Consider the following 22,596-nt stretch of genomic DNA (forward strand, 5'->3'; position numbering starts at 1 on the left):
CACACCCGGGCGCGTACCCTCGGACGGTCTCCACAGCGGCGGCCAGAAGGGGGAGGCATGGGCATCGCGGGCGCGCGTGCGCGGGCGGCACGCCTGACCGCACGGCTGCGGCGCTCCCGTCCGGGCTCGGCGATGCGCGCGCTGGCCGGCGACCTCGCCGCCGCCGTCCGCGCCCGCCCCGCGGCACCCGACGGGGTACGGGAGGTGTGCCGGGCCCTGTGCGAGGAGATGAGCGCACGGCGCGGCGGGCGGCCGGTCGAGCTGCGCTTCGAGCGCTTCCCGGACGAGATCGAAGTCACCGGGCTGTGGGTGGAGTTCGCCGACTTCGACCTGGTGATCGTGGAGGAGCGGGCCGAGGCCGTGCAGCAACTGGTCATCCTGGGCCATGAGTTGTGGCATCTGCACGCCGGGCACCGGCACCACCACCTGGCCGGCGACGCGGCGGCCCGCGCGCTCGCCGACGCGCCCGGCTGGCGGGACATGCCTCTCACGGTGGCCGCCCGCAACGGCTCCCGGGAGGCCGACGAGGCCGAGGCCGACGACTTCGGGCACCGCCTGGCCGCCCTGTTCCGGCCCCACCTCTCCGGCTCCGCCACCGGCACCCCCCAAGGCCAGGCGCAACGTTCCCTCAGCCCGGTGCAACGGACCCTCGGCTATCGCGGACGCGACGAAGCGAACGGAGCGCCCAGAGAAAGAGAGGCCGACCGGTGAACCTGGCACTCCATTCCCCGGGATCCCTCAGCGACGTCTCCGTCTCCTTCTGGATCCCCACGGCCGTCCTGACCGCCGCCCTCGCGATCAAGCTGCCCAGCATCATCAAGATGTGGCGGGACCCGATGCTGCGCGCCGTCGGCGGTCTGCTGCTGTTCGCCTGCGCGGTGTTCGTCTTCGCGTCCCCACGGACCATCGCCTGGACCAACCGGGTCACCGGGGTGCCGAACATCTCGGCGCCCTGGGTGTACTCCCTGCTCACCGCGCTCTGCGCGTCCTGGCTGCTGCTGATCATCGCCTGGCGCAACGGCCGTTCCGACCGCTCGGCCCAGACCCGCCGGGTAACCCGCTGGGTGGTGTCCGTCTACGCGGGCGTGGTCGTCGCCCTGTGGGCGCTGTTCGCGCTCGCCGACGTGCCCGTGGAGCGGCTGCGCGACCTCGACACGTACTACGCCACCACCCCCTTCATGCGCGAGGAGATCCTCCTCTACCTCGTCGCGCACACCGTGGCCTGCTCGATCACGGCCCGGCTGATCTGGAACTGGATCCGCACCGACGGCCTCGACGCCTGGCTGCGCTGGGGACTCGGTCTGCTGGGCGTCGGCTACGCCACGAACCTGTTCTTCGACGCGGCCAAACTCACCGCCGTCGTGGCCCGCTGGACCGGCCACGACCTGGACTGGCTGAGCACCGATGTGGCCCCGGCGGGCGCGTGTGTGTCCGCCACCCTGGTCGCGGTGGGCTTCATCGTCCCGCACGTCGGCCAGTATCTGCACGAACGCTGGAACGTCCGGCTGCGCCACCGCTCCCTGGGCTCCCTCTACCAGCTGATGCGCACGGTCACGGGCGAGCGCGAGCCCTTCGCCCCGCAAGCCCCCGCCGAACTGCGCCTGATCCGCCGCGAGACCTTCATCCGCGACGCCCTGCTGCAACTCTCCCGGCACCTGGACGAGGACCTGCGCACACGCTCGTACGACGCCGCTCTCGCCCTCGGTTTCTACCCCGACCGGGCCAGGGCCCTGGCCGCCGCCGTGACCCTGCTGGACGCGGCCGACGGCGCGCGCCCGCCACGGGCCGAAGGCGCCGACTCGGCGTCCGGTCCCGACACGGCGTATCTGCTCCAGGAGATCCAGGCCGTGTCCCAAGCCCTCCGCCACCCCGACGACATCATGGCGGTACGCGCCCACGCGGCCGCCCCGGCAGAGAGCGTGCCCGTCCATGACTGACCGCCCCTCCCCCCTCAGAACCGCCGTCGTGCTGGGGGGATCCCACACCGGCATGCTCGCGGCACGCGCGCTCGCCGACTGTGCCGACCGGGTCGTGATCGTCGAGCGCGACGCGCTGCCCGACGGCCCCGAACCCCGCAAAGGGCTGCCGCAGGCCCGGCATGCCCACATGCTGTGGTCGGGCGGGGTACGGGCCGTGGAGCAGCTGCTGCCGGGAATCACCGAGGCGCTCCAGGCCGCCGGGGGACGCCGGCATCCGGTCACCACGGGCGTGGTCGCCCTCTCCGCGCAGGGCTGGTTCCGCCGCTGGCCGGAGTCCCACCATGTGATCCTGGCCGGCCGGGACCTGCTGGACGCCACCGTCCGCGCACAGGTCCTCGCCGGACCGCGGATCGACCTCGTCGACCGCACCGAGGCCCTCGGCCTCACCGGCACCGGCGCCGCGGTCACCGGCGTACGGCTGCGCTCACGGGACGGCGCCGAGCGCACCCTGCCCGCCGACCTCGTGGTCGACGCCACCGGGCGCGGGTCCCGGGCCACGCGGTGGCTGGCGGACCTCGGGCTGCCCGCGCCCGAACTCCGGGAGATCGACCCGGGCGTGGTGTACGCCAGCCGCCTCTTCCGCGCCCCCGAGCCGACCTGGGACAGCTTCCCGGTGATCAATGTGCAGCCCGATCCGCACGGCGGCGGACCGGGCCGCTCGGGCTTCCTGCTGCCCATCGAGCAGGGCCGGTGGATCGTCACCCTGTGCGGCACCCGGGGCGGCGAACCCTCCGCCGCGAACGAGGAGTTCCTCCCCTTCGCCCGGGAGCGGCTGCGGCATCCGCTGCTCGGCGAGCTGCTGGAGCGCGCCGAGCCGCTGTCCGACGTGTCGGTGACCCGCTCCACCGTCAACCGGCGCCACTTCTACGAGCGGATACCGGTGTGGCCCGAGAACTTCACCGTCCTCGGTGACGCGCTCGCCGTGTTCAACCCGGTCTACGGCCATGGTCTGGCGGTCGCCGCGCAGAGCGCGGTGCTGCTGCGCGAAGTGATACGGCGGCACGGCTGGGGTACGCCGGGGCTGGCGCGCCGCGTGCAGCGGGCCGCCGCCCGCCCGGTGCGCGCGGCGTGGGACCTGGCCCTCGGGCAGGACGTGTTCTACCCCGGCGCGACGGGCTCCGGCCCGACCGTGCGGGACCGGCTCGTGTCCGCCTACGTCGGCCGCCTGCTGTACACCGCGACGGGCAACGGCCGTGTGGCCCGCCGGGTGACCGACGTGACGTCACTGGAGCGGGGGGCGGAGGTACTGCTCGCTCCGCGGGTCTTGCTGGCGGCGGCGGTGGGGCCGTTGAGACCCCCGTTGGCGGGACCGCCGTTGACCGAGGAGGAGCGGAAGGCGGCGGGGGTTCTTTAGGCCGTTGCCGGGTGCGGGTGGGGAAACTGCAGCGAACCCCCTCAAAGATCAGCCCTTGAAAGCCGGCTGGGGCAGGCCCTGTCCGGCTCCCGGTACCACCAGTACCGAACCCGACAGGGCATGCGGGGCCGGAAGACCCGTACGGGCTGTGGTGATGTACAGGTCGGTCAGACCGGCGCCGCCGAACGCGCAGGCAGTCGTCCGCGGGGTCGGCAGCGGGATCACCCGGTCCAAGGCACCGGCCGGCGTATAGCGCCGCACCGCTCCCCCGTCCCACAGCGCCACCCACACGCACCCCTGTGCGTCGACCGTCAGACCGTCGGGGACACCCGCGCCCTTCTCGATCTCCACGAACGGCCGCCGGCCATGGACCCGTCCGCCGTCGTGGCCGAAGACGTCCACCCGTCGGGTCGGGGTGTCGACGTAGTACATGAGCCGGCCGTCGGGGCTCCAGCCCGTGCCGTTGCTCACCGTGACGTCGGACAGCACCGTCTCCGCCGTACCGTCACCGGTCAGCCGGGTCAGCGTGCCGCCGCCCGGTGTCTCGTCGTATCGCATCGTGCCCGCCCACAGCGAGCCGTCGGGCGCCACGGCGGCGTCGTTCGCGCGGCGGCCCGGGACCGGCTCGTGGTGCAGCCAGCGGAACGTGTCGTCGGGGTCCAGGAGGCCCACGCCGTCCCGGAGGCTGAGCACCAGGCCGCCGCCCTCCCGGGGCTTGACCGCGCCCACGTGCTGCTCCGTCGTCCGCACCGTACGCCGGCCGGTCGCGGGGTCGTACGTGTGGACGCGCATGCCCAGGATGTCGAGCCAGATCAGCCGGCCTGTCGCCGGGTCCCAGGTCGGGCCCTCGCCCAGCTGTGCCGCCGCCCGTACCGCGACCTCGTATCCGCCGCTCATGCCGCGCCCCGGTGGCCCAGCCGCTCGGACAGCTCCGCCGCGCCCTTCGCCGCCAGCTGCTCCAGCTCGGCCCGGCGCTCGTCGCTCCAGCGGATCATGGGGACCGAGATGGAGAGGGCTGCGACGACCTGGCCGGTGCGGTCGCGGACCGGGGCGGCCACACAGCTGACGTCCGGGTTGGACTCGCGGCTCTCCACCGCCATGCCCCGCTGCCGGATCTCCGCCAGCGCCTCGCGCAGTACGGCGGGATCGGTGATGCTGTTGGGCGTCATCGCGGTCAGCTCGACGCCGTCCGGGATCCGCGCCGTCAGCTCCTGCTCGGGCAGCGAGGCCAGCAGCATCTTGCCGACCGAGGTGCAGTGGGCCGGCAGCCGGCGGCCGGCGGCCGAGACCATGCGGACGGCGTGCGTGGAGTCGACCTTGGCGATGTATATGACGTCGGTGCCCTCAAGGATCGCCACGTGGACCGTCTCGTCGCAGGTCTCGGCGACCGAGCGGGCCACCTGCTGGCCCTCGGCGGCCAGGTCGAGCTGCTCGGCGTAACGGCTGCCGAGCTGGTACGGGCGTACCCCGAGCCGGTAGCGTCCGGGCTGGCCCGGCACGGGCACGATGTACGAGCGTGCGGCGAGCGTGGTGACCAGCTCGTGCACGGTGGTGCGCGGCAGCTGCAGTTTGCGCACGATGTCGGGGGCGGAGAGCGTCCCGTCCCCGTCGAGGAACAGCTCAAGAATGTCGAGAGCCCGGGTCACGGCAGGCACGAGGCGTCCCACGTCCGGCCCCCTCCCTTGGGTCTAAGCGCCCGTTCGACACCTCGATGTCGAGATGTTCGAGATATCAACAGGCGATCGGCATGACGAACACAGGCTAGTCATGGAGAGTTGCCCGGGCAATGGCCAGGAGGCAGACCGTGCACCATGGGGGCATGGATCTCGACTTCCAGCTGGTGCTGCTGCGCCGCATGGCCGACCACAACCCGGATCTGGTCGAGGACGCCCGCCGGGTGCTGGGCGCGTCGATCGCGGACATGCGGGAGGCCAACAAGCGCTGGCAGGCGATGGTCCGTTCACCGAGATCCCGGTCCGCCGCCGCGCGGTACCGGTCCGTCCTCGGCGCGCCGGAGTCCGTCGTTCCGCGCCGGCTCGGGGACGTCGGCTGCGAGGCCCGGCGCTGGGCCCTGCCGCTCTGGCCCGACCTGCGCTTCGAGGTGCTGGTCGGGCCGGACGGGGCGGTGTGGAACGAGTGGCTGGTGCGCGCGCCCGGCGTCCCGGCCCCGCGGCTGGAGACCCTGGACGACCTCGCCCCCTGGTCCTGCACGGTGGACGAGGCCGCCCGCGCCTTCGCCCCGGCCCGCCCGCTGGAGGGCACCGCGCCGACCCGGTGGGGCCTCGCCTTCACCGCTCCCGGCCCGGACGGCGTACGGCACGAGGTGGTCGCAGAGTTCACCTGGGGGCTGCTGCAGCGGACGGCCGTCGTCGGCTGAGCCCGCGCCCTGAAGGGGCACGGGGCGGTGTTTTGCCGGCGCGACCAGCCACGACGGCGCCGCGGACGAACGACGGCACATCGCGGCCCTCCAGCGAAGCGCTCACGCGTCGAAGGCCGTCGCCCGCGTCCGCTTCTCCCAGGTGGTGATGTCCTCGCGGACCTGGTCGAGGTGGGCCAGGACGCCGGTCACGCCGTCGTCACCGAGGGGCAGGCGCAGCGGGGTGTGCTCCGCCTCCAGCGCGGCCAGGATGAGGGCCGCCGCCTTGGCCGGGTCGCCGGGCTGGCTGTCCCGGCCGTCGGCGACGAAGCCGCGGGTCTCGGCGACCCTGGCGTAGGCGCCGGTGTCGGAGCTGACCCCGGCGCGGCCGGTGTCGAACAGCGAGGTCCGGAACGCCCCCGGCTCCACGATCAGCACCTTGATGCCGTACTCCCGCACCTCGTCCACGAGCGCCTCGGACAGGCCCTCCAGGGCGAACTTCGTCGCGCTGTACGCCCCGAAGCCCGCGAAGGACAGCTGCCCGCCCATGCTGCTCATCTGCACGATCGCGCCCGAGCGCCGCTCCCGCATCTGCGGCAGCACCGCCCGCACGAGCGCCGCCGGGCCGAAGAAGTGCAGGTCGAACAGGCCGCGCAGCTCGGCGTCGGTGGTCTCCTCGACGGCGCCGACATGAGTGCGGCCCGCGTTGTTGACCAGCACGTCGATCCGCCCGTGCCGGGCCACGACGTCCTGGACCGCCGTCTCGGTCGCGGCCAGGTCGGTGACGTCCAGACGCAGCGCCTCCACCTGGTCGGGGTGGGCCGCCACCAGGTCGTCCAGGGCCTCCGGACGCCGCGCCGCACCGATCACCACGTCACCGGCGGCGACGGCCGCCTCGGTGATCGCCCGCCCGAAACCGCTGCTCGCCCCGGTCACCAGCCATACCTTGTTCATCACGACTCCCCGCTCGTCCTGCTACGTCCTGACACGTCTTGATCCGCCTGACACGAACCAGCCTGCCGCCGGATGCCGTTGCCCGTCCAAGACCCCCGGTGATAACCAACGGTTATGACGATGGACGTCCACGCCCGTGATCTGCGGTACTTCGTCGCGGTCGCCGAGGAACTGCACTTCACCCGGGCCGCCGAGCGGCTGTATGTCTCGCAGCCGGCGCTGAGCAAACAGATCCGGGCGCTGGAGCGGCAGTTGGGGACGGAGCTGTTCCGGCGCGATCAGCACGGGGTGGCGCTGACAGCGGCGGGCGAGGCGCTGCTGCCGCATGCGCGAAGCGTGCTGTCGGCATGGGAGGCGGGCGCGACGGCTGTGGAGGCGGCCAAGGCGGCCCAGCGCAGCACGCTGGTGGTGGGCATGAGCACCAGCCCGGGCCGGGGCGGGCTGCTGCCGGCCATCCGCTCCCGCTTCACCGCCGCGCATCCCCGGGTCACGGTGCGACTGCGCCAGATGAGCTGGGAAGATCCGACGGCGGGCCTGGCGGACGGCTCGGCGGACGTCGCCTTCGTCTGGCTGCCGCTGCCGGACGAGGAGCGCTACGCCTGGACGGTGGTCGCCGAGGAACCGCGCCTGCTGGCACTCCCGCAGACGCACCCCCTGGCGGCCCGCGCCGAGCTGGACTTCACGGACGTCCTGGACGAGCCGTTCCTGGCGCTGCCCCGGAGCGCGGGCCGGCTGCGGGACCACTGGCTCGCCCTGGACGCGCGCGCCGGCCGGCCGCCCCGGATCGGCGCGGAGATCTCCGGGGCCGAGGAGACGTACGAGGCCCTGGTCGCCGGCCTCGGTATCTGTCTGGTGGCCGAGGGCAACGCCCCGCTGGTCACCCTGGGCGGGGTCGTCACCCGCCGGGTCCGGGGCATCGGCCCCAGCCGTTACGCGCTGGCCTGGCGACGGGAGGACGGCCAACGGCCACTGGTACGGGCGTATGCGGAGGCGTGCCGGGGGACGGTCAGCCGGTGATGTCCTCGGCCGCGGCCAGGATCGCCTCCACCACCCGCTCCAGCGACCCGGGATGCAGCCACAGGAACAGGTTCGGCTCCACGAGTTCCAGCTCCATCAGCCGGGGCTCCCCGTCCTCCCCGTCCACGAGGTCCACACGCGCGTACAGCAGCCCGTCCGCACCGGGCACCGCGCCCAACGCCTTCTCGGCGACGGCCAGTTCCGCTGCCGTCGGCTGCCAGCGCTCCAGATTCGGGTGGGCCACCTTGTCCGCGTCGTACGGTGTGCCGGGCGCGAGGACGGCGCCCTTGCGGCTGGCGTGCAGCAGCCGGCCGCCGAAGAACTGCAGCGCCCGCTCCCCGCTGACGTCGATGCCGGTCACGTACGGCTGCACCATCGCGGTGAAGCCCTCGGTGTGCATCCGGGCGAGCTGAGCCACGGCCTTCTCGTGCTCGTGGGGCGGGTAGCGGGCGGCGAACCGGGCGCCCGCGCCCGAGGTCGGCTTGATCACGTACTCGTGGTCGACGGGCAGGTCGGCGGGCTCGCCCGGCGCTATGTAGCGGGTGGGGACGGTGGGCACGCCGGCGGCCGCCAGCTCGCCGAGGTAACGCTTGTCGGTGCTCCAGCGGACCACGGCCGCCGGGTTGGCGAGCCGGGTCAGCGCCCCGACCCGCTCCACCCAGGCGGCGAACTCCTCCGCCCGCCAGCTGTAGTCCCAGGTGGACCGGATGACGACGAGGTCATAGCCGCCCCAGTCCACGTCCGGATCGTCCCAGTACCTGGCCTCGGCCCCGGCCCCGGCGGCCCTGAGCGCCCGCACCAGCTCCGGCAGATCGGAGTCCTTGCCGGGCTCCGTGCCGGGGTCGTAGGTGGCGAGGGCGATGCGGGGCATGGCGGACTCCCTGTCGTACGACGCTTCGATCACGCCGAGGCTAACAACCGTCGCGGCCCGGTATGAACCGACCATGACGACAAACGGCACCGCGGCCCACACCGGCATGACCGAACTCCCGTCCCTCGTACGGGACGCGCTCGCCGTCGCCCGGGTCCACCACTTTCCGTACTCCTGCCGTCCCGAGCAGGGCCGCCTGCTGCAGGCGCTGGCGGGTGGGGCCCGGAGTCGTATCGGCGAGACCGGGACCGGACTCGGGGTGGGCCTGGCCTGGCTGACCTCAGGCGCGACGCCGGGGGTGCGGCTGTACAGCGTGGAGCGGGATCCTGAGCGGGCACGAGGCGCCGCCCAGGTGTTCGCCGGACGGCCCGAGGTCACCGTGCTCACCGGCGACTGGCGGCGGATCGAGGAGTACGGGCCCTTCGACCTGCTCGTTCTCGACGGGGGCGGACAGGGAAAGGCGGCCGGGGACGCGCCCGCCGATGTCGAGCGGCTACTCGTGCCCGGCGGGACGGTCGTCGTGGACGACTTCACCCCGGCGACCGGCTGGCCGCCGCTGCACGCGGGCGCACCGGACCGGGCCCGGCTGCACTGGCTGGAGCATCCCGCGCTGCACTCGACCGAGCTGCGGCTCGCGGCGGACCTGAGCTCGGTCGTCGGCTCAAGGCTCCTGGTGTAGGAAGGGGGGCGACGGTCGACCGACAGTCCCACAGTTAGGAGTGCGCCGCGTGTCCTCACTCTTTCCCGCTCTGGCGGACGGTCCGGGCGAGCGCAGCGAGATGGGGGTCCCCCCGGACGAAGTCTGGGGGAGGGTCGCCCTGCGGTTCGGCGAGCGGTCGTTGACGTACGGCGAACTGGCCGGGGCCGCCGGGGCGCTCGCCGCCCGGCTGCGCGGGGCCGGCCGGGTCGCCGTGTGGGCCACGCCCGAGCTGGAGACCGCCGTCGCCGTGACGGGCGTACTGCTCGCCGGATCCGCCGCGGTGCCGCTGAACCCGAAGTCGGGCGAGAAGGAACTCGCGCACATCGTCTCCGACAGCGCACCGACGCTGGTGCTGGCCGCCCCAGGCGCCGAACTGCCGGCCGCACTCGGTGCGTTGGAACGACTCGACGTCGACGCGACCGCCGCCCCCGGCGCCGTACCCGATGACACCGCCGCCGACGAGGACCCGGCGCTGATCGTCTACACCTCCGGCACCACCGGCCCGCCCAAGGGCGCCGTCCTGCCCCGCCGGGCCCTCGCCACCACACTGGACGCGCTCGCCGACGCCTGGCAGTGGACGGCGGAAGACGTGCTCGTGCACGGGCTGCCGCTGTTCCATGTGCACGGGCTCGTGCTGGGCACCCTCGGCCCGCTGCGGCGCGGTGGCAGCGTCCGGCATCTCGGGCGGTTCAGCACCGAGGGCGTGACCCGGGAGCTGAACGCGGGCGCGACCATGCTGTTCGGGGTGCCGACGATGTACCACCGCATCGCCGAGGCCCTGCCCGGGGACCCGGAGCTGGCCAAGGCCCTGGGCCGGGCCCGGCTGCTGGTCTCCGGCTCGGCCGCGCTGCCCGTGCACGACCACGAGCGGATCGCGGCTGCGACCGGGCGGCGGGTGATCGAGCGGTACGGCATGACGGAAACACTGATGAACACCAGCGTGCGGGCCGACGGGGAGCCGCGCGCGGGCACCGTGGGCGTGCCGCTGCCCGGTGTCGAGCTGCGGCTCGTGGAGGAGGACGGGACGCCGGTCACCGCGTACGACGGGGAGAACGTCGGCGAGATCCAGGTGCGCGGCCCGAACCTGTTCACCGAGTACCTGAACCGGCCCGACGCCACGGCCGCCGCGTTCACCGCCGACGGCTGGTTCCGTACGGGTGACATGGCCGTGCGGGAGAGCGACGGATATGTGCGGATCGTGGGCCGCAAGGCAACCGACCTGATCAAGAGCGGTGGTTACAAGATCGGGGCCGGTGAGATCGAGAACGCGCTGCTGGAGCATCCGCGGGTGCGGGAGGCCGCGGTCACCGGGGAGCCGGACGCGGACCTGGGCGAGCGGATCGTGGCCTGGATCGTCCCGCTGGACGCGGAAGCGCCGCCCACCGCAGAGGAGTTGGCCGATCACGTGGCCCGGCGGCTCGCCCCGCACAAACGGCCGCGGGTCGTCCGGTATCTGGGTTCCCTCCCCCGCAACGACATGGGGAAGATCATGAAGCGTGCGCTGGTGGCCGATGCCTGAGCGACTGTCGGCCCGGGAGATCCTGGCCCTGGTCGCGGACGAGGCGACCTTCAGTGAACTGCCCGGCAGGATAAGGGAACCGAAACGCGACGGCCCGCTCGGCTGGCAGGGTTACGACGCCTCCCGCGCCCGCGCCACGGCCCGTACCGGCGAGGAGGAGTCGGTCGTCTGCGGCACCGCGAGCGTCGAGGGCGTCCCGGCCGTGCTGATCGCCTTCGAGTTCGGCTTCCTCGGCGGCTCCCTGGGCGAGCGCACCGGCGACCGGTTCGAGGCGGCGTACCACCACGCCCGTGCCCACCGGCTCCCGGTCGTGCCGCTGATCGCCACCGGCGGCAGCCGGATGCAGGAGGGCATGCTCGCGCTGAGTCAACTCCAGCGTGTGGCACGCGAGTCGGCGCTCACCCGGGAGGCCGGCCTGCCGCAGATCGCGGTCCTGCGGGACCCCACGACCGGCGGCGGCTGGGCCACCCTCGGCGCCGGAGCCGATGTCGTCCTGGCCCTGCCGGGGGCTCAGGTGGGCTTCGCCGGTTCCCGGGTCCGGCCCGCGGACGCCGACCCGGCGGCCTACACCGCCGAGGGACAGGTGGCGGCGGGGTCGGCGGACGCGGTGGTGCAGCCCGCGGAACTACGCGAGACGCTGGGACGGTGGCTCCGGCTGCTCACCACCCCGGCGCAGGAAGCCCCCGCGCCGTCCGCCCTCGGCATCACCGGCCTGCCCGCCACCGGCTGGGCAGCCGTCCGCCGCGCCCGGTCCCCCGAACGACCTCGCGCGCAGGCCTACTTGGACACGTACTTCGCCCAACGCCTCGACATCAGCGGTGACCGGTGCGGCGGTACGGACCCCGACGGCATGCTGTGCGGGTTCGGTGAGCGGGACGGCCGTACCGTGGCCTACGCGGCGCAGACCGGGGCGGCGACCCGGCCCGCCGGGTACCGGACCGCGGCCCGGCTGATCCGGCTCGCGGACCGGCTCGACATCCCGGTGCTGACGCTGGTGGACACACCGGGCGCGGCCAATGACGCCGAGGCGGAGCGGCAGGGGGCCGGGGCCGCGATCGCGGAGGCGTTCGGGGCGGTGGCGTCCGCCCGGGTACCGATCACCACACTCGTCATCGGCGAGGGAGGCTCCGGCGGAGCGCTCGCGCTCGCCGCGCCCGACAACACCTGGGCCACTCCGGACAGTTACTTCTCGGTGATCGCCCCCGAACTCGCGGCGGCCATCCTCAAACGCCCGAAGGACGAGGTCGAGGCGACCGCCGAGCAGCTCCGGATCCGGCCGCAGGACCTGGTGGAGCTGGGGGTGATCCGGGGCATCGTGAACCACTCCCGGGCGTAGGTCACTTCACGGCCACCGCCCGGATGATCTCCCGCGTCGCCGATTCCGCCCTTGTCGCCGTGGGCCGAGGCGCGCAGGGAGACGGTGGTGGCCGTGCGGGGCACGTTCGGCGTGCCCCGCACGGAAGCGTCGGCGCCCTTCAGCGGGACCTCCTGTCAGGTGGTCCAGGACCGGCCCTCTACCTCTCCGGCGGGCCGTACCGAGCCCGTGACGCGCCCAAGGCCGCGAAGTACCCCCGTTCGGCGGCACCCCGCCCGGCCCCCTCCAGCAGGCGTCCGCCGGTGCCGCCCGCGCAGGATGCTGTGAAGGGGCCCGCCAGCCGGCCGGGCGCACCGAGGCCCGCGCACCGGGAGGATCGCCGTGACCGTCAGTCTGGAGCAGTTGCGCCGCTGCCACTTCGCCGTCGACCTGGGCGCGGCCCGCACCAGGGTGTATGTGAAAGGCGCCGGCCTGGTCATCGACCAACCCTCGGCGGCAGCGGTGAACAGCCGTTCCGGCGCGCTCATCGCCGTCGGCGACTTCGCGGAGCGGATGACGGGACGGACACCGGACTACATCCAGGTCGTACGGCCCATAGCCGGTGGCACGGTGGTCGACATCGAGATGGCCCACCGCATGCTGCGGCAGCTGCTCGGCGACAAGACGCGCCGTGCCCTGCGCCGTAATCTGCGGCTGCGCGCGGCGGCCTGCGCCCCGCACGGCGCCGATCCGCTGGCCCAGCGGGCGATCACCGAGACGCTGGTCGCGCTGGGTGCGCGCCGGGTCGAGCTGGTGGACACGCTGATCGCCGCCGCCGTCGGCTGCGAGCTGCCGGTGGATCGCCCCGAGGCCACCATGATCCTGATGTGCGGGGCGGCGAGCACGCAGGTCGCGGTGCTCTCGCTCGGCTCGATCGTCGCCGCCGAGCGGATCCCGGTGGGCGGCGACGCCGTGGACCACGCGATCGTGCAGCACCTGCGGCACCAGCACGAGCTGCTGCTGCCCGGCCAGTCCGTGCGTCCGCTGCAACTGGCCCTGTCGGGCAACGGGATCACCTCGCAGGGCCCGGCGGAGGCCGAGATCCACGGCCGTGACGTGGTCACCGGGCTTCCGCGCAGCGTGCGGGTCGACACCGCCGCCGTGCGCCACGCGATCCAGACCCCGCTGACCGGCGTCATCGACGGCATCGGCAAGGTGCTGCGCGACTGCCAGCCGGACCTGGTCGCCGACCTCGCGGAGCGCGGGATCATGATGGTCGGCGGCTCGGCGCTGCTGCCCGGCCTCGACCAGATGCTGCGGCAGGCCACCGGGATGCCGGTGCACATCGCCGAGCGGCCCGACATCTGCGCGGTCCAGGGCCTCGGCGCCATGCTGGAGGGCCGGATCGAGCCGCTGGTCCTGAACCCGCTGGCCGCCTGAGCCGCGCACGGCACGTCGTATGCCCGGCGATCCCGTCCCGCATCTGCCGCCGCTGCTCGAAGCGGTCCTCGGGGTCGGCTCCGAACTCGAACTGCGCACCACGCTGCAGCGCATCGTGGACGGTGCCGCCGAACTGACCGGCGCCCGGTACGCGGCGCTGCGCACCGCCGACCCCGGTCAGGAGGGGCCGGCCGAGATCCGTACGACGACACCTGCCCCGAAGGACGCCGACGGCCTGGACGTGCCGATCCTGGTCGGATCGGAGCCGTTCGGGCGGCTGTACCTGGCCGGCAAGAGCGGCGGCGGGCCGTTCACCGCCGAGGACGAGCAGTTGCTGCGGGTGCTGGCCACCCAGGCGGGCACCGCGATCGGCAACGCCCGCCTGTACGAGGCGGCCCGGCAGCGCGAGCGATGGATCGAGGGTGCGGCGGCCGTCACCACGGCGCTGCTGACCGGCGAAAGCGCCGCGGACGCGCTGATGACGGTCGCGGAACGGGCCCGGCTGCTCGCCGACGCCTCCGCAGGCGTCATCCTCCAGCCCACTCCCGAGGGCGGGATGGAGATCGTGACCGCGTCGACGCACGACGACCCCGGGGACCTCGTCGGTACGACCATCGAGCCCGGCAGCCCCGTGCTGGACCAACTACTGGGTGGCGAGCCGGTGTTCATCGAGGACTCGGCGACCGACCCGCGCATGACGACCCGGGTCCGGCACCGGTTCGGGCCCAGCATGATGCTGCCGCTCCAGGCGAGCGGCCAGCTGATCGGCACGCTCGCACTGCCGCGCCGACGCGGTGCCCGCCCGTACACGGACGTCGACCGGCGCCTGGCCGGCCAGTTCGCCTCCCAGGCCGCGCTCGCCCTGGTCCTCGCCGGCGCCCGGCACCGCAGGGAACGGCTGGCGGTGTACGAGGACCGGGACCGGATCGCCCGCGATCTGCACGACCTGGTCGTCCAACGGCTGTTCGCCACCGGCATGATGCTGCAGGCGGCGCAGCGCCGGGCCCGGGGCGAGGCCGTGGAGGACATGCTCGGCACGGCGGTCGACGAGCTGGAGTCGACCGTTCAGGAGGTGCGGACGGCGATCTTCGCGCTCCAGCAGCCCCCCGCCGAGGCGCCGACCACCCTGCGGGGCCGGGTGCTGCGCGAGACGGCCACCGTGGCGGCGGTGCTCGGTTTCCAGCCGTCCGCCCGCTTCCTGGGCCCGGTGGACAGCCGCGTCCCGGACCGCGTCGCCGGCCAGCTGCTCACCACCCTCCGCCGCGCCCTCGACACCGCGGCCCGCCGCCGGGCCGTCTCCCGCATCGAGGTCACGATCGACGCGACGGCGACCCTGACGGACGGCCGTGCGGCGGTACGGCTGACGGTGTACGACGACGGGGACACGACGGACGGTGACACCGAAGGAACGACGGTGACCTGGCAGGCACCGCTGTGACGAACGCCGGATGGCCGGGCCGCTGGTCAGTAGGGCAGGACGCGCCCCGACGGTGTCCTGCGGTCGATCTCGCGCTCACGCGGCGCGGTGGGGCGTCGGCTGACGCGTACCCGGATGCGACGGTCCATGACGCCCTCCCTCTGCCGGTACGGCCCGGCGGTTGATGCCGGTACGAGGTGGGTGCCCAGGACGCGGACCGTTCAAGCATGTACGGGTCAACTCACCTGCCGCGTACCGCTGTCGGCGAACACGGTGGCCGGACGCTAGCGGGGGGCATACCGGCCGAGTACGAAGTCCAGCCGGGCCACCCACTCGCCGAGCCGGGCCGACCGGCGGGCGTTCAGCTCGCAGTCGTACACACCGCCGTCCCACAGCCGTACCCTCACCGTGAGGTGGTGACCGCGCCGGGTGCGCCCGACATGCGCGATCTCCGGCCACTCGAAGTCCGCGGCCGCGCCCGCCACTTCGAGGACGACCCCGGTGGCGCTGACGACGACGCGCGACACGCCGTCGGTGAGTTCGGCCTCCGGGGGCGTGTACGGGACCGGCGGCCCGAACCCCTGGGCGACCTGCGGCGGAGGCGTGGCCGGGTAGGGCGGGGGCGGGACCGGGGTCCGCGCGGACGGGGCTGCGGTCGCGGGCTGCGGGGGTGCGGTCGGGGGCGGGGGGTACGACGCCTGTGCCGGGGCCGGCACCGGGGTCCCGTCGGTCAGCAGGTCCAGCAGTTCGGTGGGGGTCGGCCGGGCGGCGGGGTCTTTCGCCAGACAGCGCGCGACCAGGCCGGCGAGCCCGGCCGGTACGACGGCCAGGTTCGGCTGTTCGTGCACGGAGCGGTACATCAGCCCCATCGGCGTGCCCTCGCCCCAGGCGCTGCCGCCCGCCGCCGCGACCAGGACCGCGCCGAGGGCGAACACATCGGCGGCGCCGGTCACATCGTGGCCCAGGGCCTGTTCGGGCGCGAGGAAGCCGGGTGTGCCGAAGGCGGTGCCAGTGGCGGTGAGCCGGGTGGACTCGACGGCCCGGGAGATGCCGAAGTCGAGGACGCGCGGGCCGTCGACGGCCATGATGATGTTGCCGGGCTTGAGGTCGCGGTGCACCAGCCCGCAGGAGTGGACGGACTCCAGCGCCTCGGCGAGCGCGGCGGCCAGCGCCCGCAGCTGCGGCTCGTCCATCGCGCCCTCGGCGGCGAGCCGCGCCGCAAGGGTCGGCCCGGGAATGTAGGCCGTGGCCAGCCACAGCGGGTCGCCGTCCACGTCCGCGTCCACGACCGGCGCCGTGTGGAAGCCGCCCACCGCGCGGGCAGCCTCGACCTCGCTGCAGAACCGCTCGCGGAAGACCGGGTCGGCCGCGAGCTCCGCCTTGGCGACCTTCACCGCGACGGCTCGCCCACCGCGCGTCCGCGCGAGATACACGGTGCCCATTCCGCCCTCGCCGAGCCGCCGCTCGACGAGGTATCCCCCGATGCGTTCCATGCGCACAGTATGGCCGCCGGCCTGCCCTGCTCCGGCACCCCCCTGACGGACCACAAGTGGACCGCCGTGTGTCCCGCGACGGCGGTTTCCGTCTGCCAGGCTGGGGCGATGACCATGAACACCACGGTGGAGTGGGAGCAGCGGTGCGCAGCCCTGTGGGAGGCCTTCGAGGACTGCGACGCGGCGGAATTCCGCTCCAGGATCGAGGCGTTGGCCGCCGAGCTGCCGGAGGGGCACGCCGTCGCCGCCTTCGAGCTGGCCTCCGCCTACGACGCAACCGACCTCGGCGAACGCGCCGTTGCGCACTACCGCAAGGCGCTGGACGGCGGCCTGGACGGCGATCGCCGACGGCAGGCCGTCATCCAGCTGGCGAGTACGCTGCGCACGCTCGGCGATCCGCAGGCCGGCGCCGACCTGCTGCTCGCGGAGCGCGAGCAGACCTCGGACCACCTCGACGACGCGGTCACCGCGTTCCTCGCCCTGGCGTTCGTCGACCTCGGCCGCGAGCGGGAAGCCGCGGCGCTCGCGCTGGGCGCGCTCGCCCGGCATCTGCCGTGCTACAACGTCTCGCTCGCCCGTTACGCCGCGGCCGTGGCCGACCCGGCCCCGAACGGCTGAGCCAGGCGGAACCGGCCCGGTTCGCCCTTCGGCGACGGGGGTGTCCCGGGCCCTCCCCCTGAGCCACGGTGCGCGTCACGCCTTCGGGTCCGGCCAGGGCGCCCGCCCCGAGCGCGACATCCCCGATGCTGCCGCCTCGGTTCCCGCGGCCCTCCTCCGGGCCTCCCTCCGCACTCCCGAAGAACGCTGCAAGTACAGGGTTGTGCTGAGGAGGTCGCCTAGACCAGGCGCTCGACCGCCTCCTTGGCCTCCTTCAGGCCCGCGTCGGTGATCTCCCGGTACAGCTTGATCGCCTGAATCTTCTTGCCGTCACGGGCCAGCGCGATGACCTCGTCCATGCGGGAATCGTCCTCCCGCAGCCCCAAGTGGCCGAGAATCAGGTCAAGTTTGTGTTCCACCCGGGCAACTCGCCGATCCGCCCGGGAGATCCGGCTCTCGACGGTGCCGAGACCGACGATCAGGGCGAGGAACAGAAGGAAACCAACAATGTCCATGATCAGCGATCATAGAGGGGGCGGGCGGAGGATCTTCGGGCCTGCGCCGGACCGGCCGGCCTCCTCGCCGACAGCGGTGTCCGTGCCACGTCGCATCCCCGGCGTCTGCGGGCAACGGACATGACATCGCCCCCCAGGTAAGAGGAACACTTGAATATCGTCAGACTGCAGACTGCGGTGCCGCCGGGATTGCAGCGCCGCTTGGACTCCTCTTACCTCTCCCGTGCCTTTGCCGACGCGCGCGGGTCCGGACGACCGACCAGACTGGAAGTGGCCAGGCCGCCGGAAGGCGCGGCCACAACGGCGAGGTATCACGATGACTGCCAGGCCGGGTCGGCACCGTACGGCGGCGGCTCTCGCCGCCACCGCCCTGTCGGTCGCCGTATCCGCACTCGGTACGACGACGGCGGCAGCCGCACCCCAGCACCCACCCCTCACGCGCCCCGCGCACAGCGCAGTCGACTGCCGGACCGTCAGATGCGTGGCCCTCACCTTCGACGACGGCCCGACCCGGTACACGGCCGCTCTCCTCACCACCCTGGAACACAGCCACGCCGTAGCGACGTTCTTCCTCATCGGACCACACGCACTCCAGTACCGCGCGGACGTGCTCAGGGAGTACCGGGACGGTGACGCGATCGGCGACCACACCGTCACCCATCCCCACCTCACCCTCCTGCCCCTGCCCCGGGTCGCCCAGCAGATCGAGGCCGCGGCGCAGCAGATCGCCTCCGTCACGGGCCACAGGCCGGTGCTCTTCAGGCCGCCGTTCGGGGCGTGGAACGCCCGTGTGCGGGAGGTGGCCGGCACCGAGAGGATGGCGGTGGTGTTGTGGAACGTCAGCCCCCGGGACTGGAAGCACCACGACCCGGCCTTCATCGACCGGGCCGTCCTCGCCCAGGTGCGGCCGGGCGCGATCGTCGTTCTGCACGACCGCTACGCGACGACCCCGCCGGCCGTGCCCCGGCTGATCGACGCGCTGAGGGCCCGCGGATACGACCTCGTCACCGTCCCCCAGCTCTTCGCCACCAGCGGCGGCCTGCACAGCGGCATGGTGTACGACCACGGGCCGGGCCCTTGACTCGTCATCCGCTACGACGGGCGGGCGGTCAAGTGTTTCGCTTGCACGCGATATTCCGAGGGCTCGCCGAAATCGCATGCCGAGATCTCAACAGAGCCAGTCGCGTCGCTGCCCATTCATCTCTTCGTGAACCCACCCGATACGCGGCCGCCCCCGACGCTCTGATCGCAGGTTCCCCACGGCCCCAGTAATCAATACGCGCCAACTCCACCCTGTCCGCCGGCGGAACTGCCCGGCCAGTGGCTCGACTTCATCGGCTTCACTCCTCGCCCCGGATCACCGCCGAATCGGTCATGGCAGTCGTCCCTCGTGACGTTCTCGTCACGGATCTTGCTCTGAACGAATGAACGGGGGTCACCACACCGAGGTGGTGCCCCCCGCTCGTACGTCGCCACAGGTAGAAACGCTTCTGCACCTGCGACGCCTGGTGGGGCGGGTGGGACTCGAACCCACGGCCGACGGATTATGAGTCCTTTTCGGATCTTCCGTCCACTGCGCGTCCACTGGGCGTCTGTCCGTGCCCGTCTTCGCGTCCGCCGCAGACGGCATGGCGAGCCGTCCGCGTACGTCGAGGGACGTCGGGAGGACGGGAGATCGAACTCCAGGGCAGCGGAGTGCCTTACCGACGAAAAGGCCCCGCCCTCTTCGCCCGAAGGTGGAGCCGCACGGCTTCTTCGCAGGTCAGCCGCCTGATCACGGGCTAGCTCGTCGCTGCTCCGTTCGGAATCGTTCTGAAGCCCCGACGCCCACTTGTTCATGTCGTCGCCAGGGTTGGTAATACGGAGCTTTCGTCGCTGGTGTTGCCTCGCCCAGAGCACGGAGATCGGGGACAGCCGATACCGACCAACCTGTGGGTCTCGTTGGCCGAGCAACTGGTCAGCGCCTGGCCGCCGCTGCCGTCCCCGTCATGAGCGTTGGCGGGCGCGGCAAGGATGTCGGCGGCGGTTCTTGCTGCCCGCGTACTCGCCCCCAAACTCGCCGCAGTCGCCCTCGACCGGCTCAAAGCTCTCGTGCGCAACCGGCTCGAGCTCCTTCAGTACCGCCCCGACACCCTGACGAGGCGAAGTCGCGCGAGACCCGCTCGCGCGGTCTTGACCGACGAATTGTCCAAAGCGGCCTGCACTCACGCGAGACGGTCCCGGCCACAGCCAACGGCGGCACTGTGCGATGCCCGGGCCGTCCGCATCTGTACGGTTGGGGACATTCCCCTACGGTCGGCCCGTGGCTGGGTTGTCATCCTGCAACGGTCGACGTCGAGACGCTGCGCTGCGCTGTGCTGTGCTTCCGGGGGGCTTCACGGGATTCCGCTGCCCGCGCACCTGCAGGAAGTGTCCTGATCTGTACAGGTGGGAATCACTGTTCCCGCTTTGCGGGACATATTACGATTGCAGCTTGCTGATGTGTAGATTTGCTGAGTTTTGATGATGTTAGGCGATATGGCCGTTACATTCTAATTAGCACGGAATGGAATGAATGAAACGTTGAGCGGTCGCCGAAGCGCATGTTTTCAGCCAACGCGTCACCGACGGGTACTAGAGGGAAGACAGAGACGCGTCAGCCCTTGATCGACAAGAATGCCCTTTCCGTGTCCAGGTTTGCGACAGTCGGTCATGACGGTGACAGGAGGGGCACGGCCGACTGGGTCATGGTCGGCTGGGACACGAATCACCTGGCAGATCGCCGCTCACGTCGCCGCACCGATCACCCTTGCCAGGTACCTGTCGAAGAGATCCGCCTTGTAGAGGAGCCCGCTGTACTCGACGGGGATCCGGTACCCGTTGACTTCGGCGGTAGGCGTGCCCGGCCCGGCGTGCCCGTTGTAATGCCCAGCGGCAGCGAACACCTTCTCGGAGGAATCCACGAAATCCCGGTACTTCATGGACTTCACCGCGGTGTCGAAGGACGGGCTCCGCAGCCCCTTCACCTTGCTCGCCAGTTGCAGCAGGCGCGCGTCGGCGAAACCGTCCACCTCCTCGGAGGGTTGGTTCTGGTAGAGGACGGCGTGGTACTCGGTGAACTTCCCCTCCTCCACCGCCGCGCGCAGCGCGTTGACCGCCTTCTTCGACCCGTTTCCTCCCAGCCGTCCGTCCAGGAACGACGCCATCGTGTACTCGACCTTGACCTTGCGCCGCAAGATCCACTTGGTCAGGACCGGGCCACCGCCCGAGGTCTCGAATTCCTCACAGTACGGGCAGCGCGGGTCTTCGTAGAGGTGCACGGTCACCCGCGCCTGAGGGTCACCCACCAAGATGCTCGTGCCGTCCGGTTCCACCTGCTCGGGCACGTCAGCCGACCTGGCGTAATCGGCCTTGCCCGGGGTTTGTTGTCCGCCGCCGGCCGCCGCGACCGGGTGCCGAGGCCCGCAGCTCACCACGGCCGCACCGAGCACGCCTGTCAACACGGCTGCCGTCAGCCGTCTACCCCCACGCTTCAACCGCATCATGCCCCCTGTGTGTACTGGAAGGGGAGAGTAAGGCATCCGCTGCAAGGCCGCGGCGGTGGGGTTCTTCCGTCCTACTCGGCTGTTGCCACCGGTTCCCTACGTGTTCCGGTGGGAACCGTTCGCCCGTCCAGAGGCTGTTCCGCGTGCGACATCACGCCTGGAATCTCAGTAACAGGCCCTGTACCAGGGGAGGTCGGCGTACGGGGCCTCGACGCCACCTCGTCGTACGACTCCTCAAGGAGCGCCGGGCCGCGTCCCTCGCGTCCACCGCACGTCCACTCGATCTTGACTTCACGGCGTGAGGGCTCACCTCAAGCATCCCAAGCTGCTGACAAAGCCGCAGGTCAGAACCTTGCCATGCCCAACCGAGCCGCGTCTGGCCAGGATCTGTCGGACCGGATACCCGAGGGCTTCACCCACGGCGGCCAGTTCGCTGTCGGACAGCCAGGACCGTCCCGGATTCCAGATGGAGATCTCGAACCGGGCGAACCCGCACGGCCAGTCGTATGCGAGATCGTTCATGGACAGCTGTGCGCCGCAGCACGGAACCGTTATGTCCAGCGGTTCGGTCCGGTCCAGCACGTCAGGCAGTCCCAGAACAGGTCACGCCACCACATCTGGTCGAGAACTGCATCACACTCGGGGCAGAAGAGTCGTTCGAAGTTGCTGCCGCATGCCACGAACATCATCGTCTCCGTCCACTCTGCCCTGGTGCCGTCCTCCTCCGGCGTGACAGCACGCAGAGCATGGACGGCGTTCACTGCGGCGTCGTGGCCGGGCTGCCAACACGGATCCGTCGGGATGACCGACAGGACGTTGTCGCTCATGAGTTGGTGGTGATGTCGGCGATACGGACGGTAGAGGGTGTGCCCTCGGATGAGTCCGGATACGTCTGCTTCCACGGTGTGGTCACCATTCCCTGCACGGACGCTCCGGGCCCGATCCGCCTGGTCACCTTCTGCGTGGCCTCGTTCCCGAAGTCGAACACGACGGTGTAAGTGACCGCGTGTTCCTCGTCGTTGCGGATGCTGTAGTCGACTCGGAACACTTGCTTGGTGTAGTCGACGCTGGAGGCCGTGATCTGCACAGCTTTCCCGGAGCCGGCGACTGGCTGGTGGTCGGCATTCAAACGCTGCGCGAACCAGGCTCCCGCACCAAACACGACAGCGGCCACGGTCAGCATGACGATGAGGGCTCTTCTGGTAGGCATTCGAGCATCTGATCAGGGCCAGACCAGATCCGCCGTGACGGAAGCTACACCTCCGGTATGCGTCAGGCCCCGCCGAAAACAGAGCTTCGGCGGGGCCTGACGACGGGTAGCTCAGGTCAACGGGTGGTTGAACGGACCTGCAGCCCTCTCAAAGGCTTCCAGGGTGATCTCTGGGACGAATGTGGAATCGCCCTCCATGCCCTCGGGAAGATGCGCCCTCATGTCCTCACGGCACAACAACGTTCCGTTGGGAATGAGGATCGATCCGCCGGCCCGGTCAGCCAGCTCAACGATGATCTTCCACACGTCACCAACCCCTGGCCGCTCGATGCCAATGACGCAGTCGACGACATCGA

23 protein-coding genes are annotated in these 22,596 nt (G+C 71.9%); 12 read left to right on the top strand and 11 right to left on the bottom strand.

What is annotated here, in order from left to right; translation table 11 throughout:
• Positions 1 to 57 precede the first annotated feature (57 nt).
• From AV521_RS18405 to AV521_RS18415, 3 genes are read left to right on the top strand one after another with little or no spacing between them, the layout of a single operon-like run.
• Entirely contained in the window at positions 58 to 711 is a 654-nt protein-coding gene (locus AV521_RS18405) for a toxin-antitoxin system, toxin component family protein (RefSeq protein ID WP_179023195.1), read from the top strand.
• 2 nt (positions 712 to 713) lie between these two features.
• A complete protein-coding gene (locus tag AV521_RS18410; protein ID WP_371917047.1) occupies positions 714 to 1,937 on the top strand; it encodes an MAB_1171c family putative transporter in 1,224 nt (407 codons plus the stop codon).
• A complete protein-coding gene (locus AV521_RS18415; RefSeq protein ID WP_076089543.1) occupies positions 1,930 to 3,333 on the top strand; it encodes an FAD-dependent monooxygenase in 1,404 nt (467 codons plus the stop codon). Before AV521_RS18410 ends, AV521_RS18415 begins: the two co-directional genes overlap by 8 nt.
• A 48-nt stretch (positions 3,334 to 3,381) precedes the next feature.
• Here AV521_RS18415 and AV521_RS18420 read toward each other — a convergent pair whose 3' ends face one another.
• Entirely contained in the window at positions 3,382 to 4,230 is an 849-nt protein-coding gene (locus AV521_RS18420; protein ID WP_076089544.1) for an SMP-30/gluconolactonase/LRE family protein, read from the bottom strand.
• Positions 4,227 to 5,000 (bottom strand): IclR family transcriptional regulator, encoded by a 774-nt coding sequence (locus AV521_RS18425; protein WP_076089545.1) that lies wholly within the window; start codon positions 4,998 to 5,000, stop codon positions 4,227 to 4,229. The genes AV521_RS18420 and AV521_RS18425 overlap by 4 nt, the downstream gene beginning before the upstream one ends.
• 152 nt (positions 5,001 to 5,152) lie before the next feature.
• On the opposite strand from AV521_RS18425, the gene AV521_RS18430 reads away from it, so the two are divergent.
• The gene (locus AV521_RS18430) at positions 5,153 to 5,710 is read left to right on the top strand and encodes a hypothetical protein (protein WP_256725593.1); all 558 of its coding nucleotides are present in this window, start codon (positions 5,153 to 5,155) and stop codon (positions 5,708 to 5,710) included.
• A gap of 102 nt (positions 5,711 to 5,812) precedes the next feature.
• Here the strand turns inward: AV521_RS18430 and AV521_RS18435 are convergent, their stop codons facing one another.
• Entirely contained in the window at positions 5,813 to 6,643 is an 831-nt protein-coding gene (locus AV521_RS18435; protein WP_076089547.1) for an oxidoreductase, read from the bottom strand.
• A gap of 114 nt (positions 6,644 to 6,757) precedes the next feature.
• On the opposite strand from AV521_RS18435, the gene AV521_RS18440 reads away from it, so the two are divergent.
• Positions 6,758 to 7,660, top strand: coding sequence for a LysR family transcriptional regulator (locus tag AV521_RS18440; protein WP_076089548.1), 903 nt, complete (start codon positions 6,758 to 6,760; stop codon positions 7,658 to 7,660).
• Here AV521_RS18440 and AV521_RS18445 read toward each other — a convergent pair.
• Positions 7,650 to 8,531 (bottom strand): RimK family alpha-L-glutamate ligase, encoded by an 882-nt coding sequence (locus AV521_RS18445; protein WP_076089549.1) that lies wholly within the window; start codon positions 8,529 to 8,531, stop codon positions 7,650 to 7,652. The two genes, AV521_RS18440 and AV521_RS18445, sit on opposite strands and share 11 nt — an antisense overlap.
• Positions 8,532 to 8,604: 73 nt before the next feature.
• Here AV521_RS18445 and AV521_RS18450 point away from each other — a divergent pair, with 73 nt between their 5' ends.
• The 5 genes from AV521_RS18450 (at position 8,605) to AV521_RS18470 (ending at position 14,922) form a co-directional block, all read left to right on the top strand.
• Positions 8,605 to 9,210 carry an O-methyltransferase gene (locus tag AV521_RS18450; protein ID WP_076089550.1) on the top strand — a complete coding sequence of 202 codons (606 nt, stop codon included), beginning with the start codon at positions 8,605 to 8,607 and terminating at the stop codon, positions 9,208 to 9,210.
• Between the two features lie 49 nt (positions 9,211 to 9,259).
• Complete coding sequence (locus AV521_RS18455) at positions 9,260 to 10,750, top strand: acyl-CoA synthetase (RefSeq protein WP_076089551.1); 1,491 nt, start codon at positions 9,260 to 9,262, stop codon at positions 10,748 to 10,750.
• The gene (locus AV521_RS18460; RefSeq protein WP_179023197.1) at positions 10,743 to 12,086 is read left to right on the top strand and encodes a carboxyl transferase domain-containing protein; all 1,344 of its coding nucleotides are present in this window, start codon (positions 10,743 to 10,745) and stop codon (positions 12,084 to 12,086) included. Before AV521_RS18455 ends, AV521_RS18460 begins: the two co-directional genes overlap by 8 nt.
• Before the next feature lie 360 nt (positions 12,087 to 12,446).
• Positions 12,447 to 13,484 (top strand): rod shape-determining protein, encoded by a 1,038-nt coding sequence (locus AV521_RS18465; RefSeq protein ID WP_076089552.1) that lies wholly within the window; start codon positions 12,447 to 12,449, stop codon positions 13,482 to 13,484.
• Between the two features lie 19 nt (positions 13,485 to 13,503).
• The gene (locus AV521_RS18470) at positions 13,504 to 14,922 is read left to right on the top strand and encodes a GAF domain-containing sensor histidine kinase (RefSeq protein ID WP_076089553.1); all 1,419 of its coding nucleotides are present in this window, start codon (positions 13,504 to 13,506) and stop codon (positions 14,920 to 14,922) included.
• Positions 14,923 to 15,185: 263 nt separating this feature from the next.
• On the opposite strand, the gene AV521_RS18475 is transcribed toward AV521_RS18470, so the two are convergent.
• The gene (locus AV521_RS18475) at positions 15,186 to 16,394 is read right to left on the bottom strand and encodes a serine/threonine-protein kinase (RefSeq protein ID WP_076089554.1); all 1,209 of its coding nucleotides are present in this window, start codon (positions 16,392 to 16,394) and stop codon (positions 15,186 to 15,188) included.
• 108 nt (positions 16,395 to 16,502) lie between these two features.
• Between AV521_RS18475 and AV521_RS18480 the strand changes: the two genes are divergently transcribed.
• A complete protein-coding gene (locus AV521_RS18480) occupies positions 16,503 to 17,012 on the top strand; it encodes a tetratricopeptide repeat protein (RefSeq protein ID WP_076089601.1) in 510 nt (169 codons plus the stop codon).
• A 218-nt stretch (positions 17,013 to 17,230) separates the two neighbouring features.
• Here AV521_RS18480 and AV521_RS18485 read toward each other — a convergent pair whose 3' ends face one another.
• On the bottom strand, positions 17,231 to 17,506 hold the full coding sequence (locus tag AV521_RS18485; RefSeq protein ID WP_076089555.1) for a ribosomal protein L7/L12: 276 nt from the start codon (positions 17,504 to 17,506) through the stop codon (positions 17,231 to 17,233).
• Between the two features lie 316 nt (positions 17,507 to 17,822).
• On the opposite strand from AV521_RS18485, the gene AV521_RS18490 reads away from it, so the two are divergent.
• Positions 17,823 to 18,587, top strand: coding sequence for a polysaccharide deacetylase family protein (locus AV521_RS18490; protein WP_076089556.1), 765 nt, complete (start codon positions 17,823 to 17,825; stop codon positions 18,585 to 18,587).
• Between the two features lie 1,684 nt (positions 18,588 to 20,271).
• Here the strand turns inward: AV521_RS18490 and AV521_RS18495 are convergent.
• The 5 genes from AV521_RS18495 to AV521_RS18515 all read right to left on the bottom strand — a co-directional run bounded on the left by AV521_RS18495 (position 20,272) and on the right by AV521_RS18515 (position 22,546).
• The gene (locus AV521_RS18495; RefSeq protein WP_305965172.1) at positions 20,272 to 20,871 is read right to left on the bottom strand and encodes a thioredoxin domain-containing protein; all 600 of its coding nucleotides are present in this window, start codon (positions 20,869 to 20,871) and stop codon (positions 20,272 to 20,274) included.
• A 465-nt stretch (positions 20,872 to 21,336) separates the two neighbouring features.
• Entirely contained in the window at positions 21,337 to 21,552 is a 216-nt protein-coding gene (locus AV521_RS49310; protein ID WP_076089557.1) for a hypothetical protein, read from the bottom strand.
• A 29-nt stretch (positions 21,553 to 21,581) separates the two neighbouring features.
• Positions 21,582 to 21,857: a hypothetical protein gene (locus AV521_RS49315; protein WP_076089558.1), complete on the bottom strand. Its 276-nt coding sequence runs from the start codon at positions 21,855 to 21,857 to the stop codon at positions 21,582 to 21,584.
• Positions 21,854 to 22,213, bottom strand: coding sequence for a hypothetical protein (locus tag AV521_RS18510; RefSeq protein WP_143658620.1), 360 nt, complete (start codon positions 22,211 to 22,213; stop codon positions 21,854 to 21,856). Before AV521_RS18510 ends, AV521_RS49315 begins: the two co-directional genes overlap by 4 nt.
• Positions 22,214 to 22,351: 138 nt before the next feature.
• Positions 22,352 to 22,546 (bottom strand): hypothetical protein, encoded by a 195-nt coding sequence (locus AV521_RS18515; protein ID WP_076089560.1) that lies wholly within the window; start codon positions 22,544 to 22,546, stop codon positions 22,352 to 22,354.
• Positions 22,547 to 22,596: the final 50 nt, after the last annotated feature.

Source organism: Streptomyces sp. IMTB 2501, assembly GCF_001953885.1.
Classification (GTDB): Bacteria; Actinomycetota; Actinomycetes; order Streptomycetales; family Streptomycetaceae; genus Streptomyces.